The organism is Gluconobacter oxydans (assembly GCF_006539685.1).
In the GTDB taxonomy this organism is placed as follows: domain Bacteria; phylum Pseudomonadota; class Alphaproteobacteria; order Acetobacterales; family Acetobacteraceae; genus Gluconobacter; species Gluconobacter oxydans.
On the sequence record NZ_BJNM01000076.1, the window covers coordinates 1 to 3,072 of the forward strand.

Genomic DNA, 3,072 nt, shown 5'->3' on the forward strand with positions numbered 1-3,072 from the left:
AAACACCTAATATGAACGCTTCGGATGCCTCCCTGAATAGGGGAGATTTTTGGGGTTCCTTGGGTTTTGTCCATGATTCAATATTGTTGAAATGCCCCAAGATATCGGACATCTTGGCTCTAATATCCAAATCAGGAACCTGCCTCATCAGTTCCTGAATCTTCCCGATTTCTGAATTGGCATTATCTGCAAATTTTAGGAAAGCATCATCCTGTTCCAAGCGTGCCAATAAATGTTCCGCATTCATCACTTGGTACTGAGATTTCAGGTTTGATAGCTCTGCTTCGTATGGTGATATGATGGTATCGAACAGAGGCTTGAACCGCTCATCAATGATATCCCTGATTGTATCATTGGCACTTTGAGCGAGTTCAAAACTTTGCCCGCAAAGTTCATTAGACACGATTTTCAACCTTGAAAATAATTTATTTGTCAATCCACAAATCGCATAAGCACGATTTTTTGCAATGGGTTTGTCATTGGTATCCAGAGATACCCAAATCTCATTTTTTCCGATGAAATTGCGAATCCCATCAGGAACCCGTTGTCTGAAAGAGTACCCAGAGGCTCTACGGATGAGCATGTTGCGGTCCGTGTGTAGCAGACCTGTGTAGCAAAGCACGGGTCTCAGGTTGTGGATAACCTGAAAAACCCAATGTTTTCATATGCTTATAGTGGTGCGAGCTGCGGGACTCGAACCTGCTCCGCAACATTTTCTGGGTGTTGGGAGTGTCTCCATTTCGGCAGAAAACTGCGGATATGACGCTCTTCTAAGTGAACAATATGGGGAACAGGATTGGAGAAAATATGAGGTCCGTCAAGGCTTCTGTTATGCTGGCCATGTTGAAAGAAAGAGGCGGAGCATACCGTTCCGTTATCGTTCCGGGATGCTGTAGGTTACTCAGGGTTTATATGTGGGACAGTCCGATATGCCGGCTGATTGATAAATTTGGCTTCTATCAATCATAAAAACCCGATAATATGATCGATAGAATATTGGGATATCGATCATGCGTTGGAACTGGCAGCGTCCGGATTGGCCGCATTTTCAGTTTGAGAAAAACCGCTTGCGAGACGCTGAGGCGCAGTTCCTGAAAGGTTCCGGCGTGGTTGTCGGTGCGATGCAGCATCTGGACAAAGACGCCAATCAGCAACTCGTCGTGCAGCTTATGTCGCAAGAAATGGTTGAGAGTTCCGCCATAGAGGGCGAGATTCTTGATCGGGCCAGCGTGCAGTCGTCAATTGCCCGACAGTTAGGTTTTGCCGCAGACAGGCGGCGTTCTACGCCAGCTGAAGCCGGGGCTTCTGAGTTGATGGCTGATCTCTATCGTCATTATGCGGCCCCTTTAACAGACCAAAATCTGTTCGACTGGCATGCCATGTTGATGAATGGTCGGCGTGATCTGGACGTCATTGGTAGGTATCGGACGCATACTGAAGCAATGCAGATTATCTCCGGCCCCATCCATGCACCGCACATCCATTTTGAGGCCCCGCCATCTCAGCGGGTACCTGCGGAGATGGCGCAGTTTATTGACTGGTTTAACAGGACAGCTCCAGGCGGGGCTGAGCCTTTGCATGCCGTAGAGCGCGCTGCGATTGTGCATCTGTGGTTTGAGACCATCCATCCCTTCGAAGATGGCAATGGCCGTATTGGACGGGCCATTGCTGAAAAAGCATTGGCGCAAAGTCTTGAGGCCCCGACGCTCACGGCGTTGGCCGCGACTATCAATGCACACAAGAAAACCTATTACCTCGAACTTCACCGGGCCAGTGAAACCAATCAGGTGGATGAGTGGATGGTTTGGTTCTCGCAAGTGGTTCTGGAAGCGCAATCCCGAACGCTTCAGAACATTCGGTTCCTGATTGAGAAAACGCGGTTTCTGGATCGCTTACGCGGAAAACTGAACGCACGACAGGAAAAGGTGCTCCTGCGGATGTTGGCAGAAGGCCCTGATGGCTTCCAAGGCGGCCTGAGTGCGCAAAACTATCGCTCCATTACAGGAGCAACGTCTGCAACGACAACGCGCGATCTCGCCGATCTTGTGGCACTTGCTGCTCTCAATCGGACGGGAGAAAACCGATATGCTCGGTACTTCCTTTGTCTCGGGTAAGCGGCAGGATTCCGTGGATCAGCAGATCCTGGCGAAAGCTGTTGATGTGCCCCCCCCCCCCTTTTTTTTGCGCTCATGGCCTAGAGCATTTTCTTCTCAATCTGGCTCATATCCAGCGGCGGTGAAGAAGTTTGCGCATTCTTTTGGTGAGATCTGATCGATCAGTGTGCCGATCCTGTCCCACAGAGCATCACGTGTGCGTTCTGCGACTTTGCGGAGATGGGCCTTGAGTTTGGAAAAGGCTTTTTCGATGGGATTGAAATCGGGGCCGTAGGGCGGGAGATAGCGCACGGTCGCGCTTACCGCTTCGATCGCGACCTAAACGCCCGGGCCCTTGTGCGAGCCGAGATTGTCCATGATGACGATGTCGCCGGGTCGTAGGTCGGGCACAAGGATACGATCAACATAGGTCTGGAAGCTGCGGCCGTTGATCGGACTATCCAGCACCATGGGCGCCACGATGCCGGTCAGTCGCAACCCGGCGATGAACGTCGTGGTTTTCCAATGACCATGCGGTACGGCGGAGCGCAGTTTTTGGTCACGCAAACACCACCCGTAGCGCCGGGCCATATTCGTGGAGGCCCAGGTTTCGTCGATGAAAACCAGCCGCGCCGGATCGAAATCGGGCTGGGCATCGAACCAGTCCTGTCGTCGTGTCAGGATGTCCGGCCGGTCCTGCTCCGCCGCGTGAGCGGTCTTTTTTTCATGTGATCCGGTGACGTGCGAAGAAACGCCACAGCATGCCGATCGCGAAGTGATGCCCGTTATCAGCCAGTCGGGCGCGGATTTCGGCCAGGGTCAGATCGTCCTTCTCGGCGATCAGGGCATGGATACGCCCTGCCTGCGCCTCGATCCTGTGTGACAGGCGGTCCCCGCCACGCGGCTTGGCGGCAGAAACGGGCCAATGATCGCCTATGTGTTTGGTCCCGGGATTTGATGGTGTGATATTTTCACGTGG

At 52.3% G+C, this 3,072-nt stretch carries 2 protein-coding genes and 1 pseudogene; 1 reads left to right on the forward strand and 2 read right to left on the reverse strand.

Features of this window, described 5'->3' with window-relative positions:
* A partial coding sequence (locus GOX01_RS12490; RefSeq protein WP_024716995.1) for a DUF6538 domain-containing protein occupies positions 1-583 on the reverse strand: 583 nt, incomplete at its 3' end.
* Between the two features lie 427 nt (positions 584-1,010).
* On the opposite strand from GOX01_RS12490, the gene GOX01_RS12495 reads away from it, so the two are divergent.
* A complete protein-coding gene (locus GOX01_RS12495; RefSeq protein WP_011252927.1) occupies positions 1,011-2,114 on the forward strand; it encodes a Fic family protein in 1,104 nt (367 codons plus the stop codon).
* Positions 2,115-2,210: 96 nt separating this feature from the next.
* Here GOX01_RS12495 and GOX01_RS13285 read toward each other — a convergent pair.
* Positions 2,211-3,000, reverse strand: a pseudogene (locus GOX01_RS13285) (IS630 family transposase); the annotation flags it as partial.
* Between the last annotated feature and the right edge of the window lie 72 nt (positions 3,001-3,072).

Bases quoted from the DNA above. Each gene is read 5' to 3' on its own strand.
- GOX01_RS12495 (WP_011252927.1), top strand. From the start codon at position 1,011: ATGCGTTGGAACTGGCAGCGTCCGGATTGGCCGCATTTTCAGTTTGAG.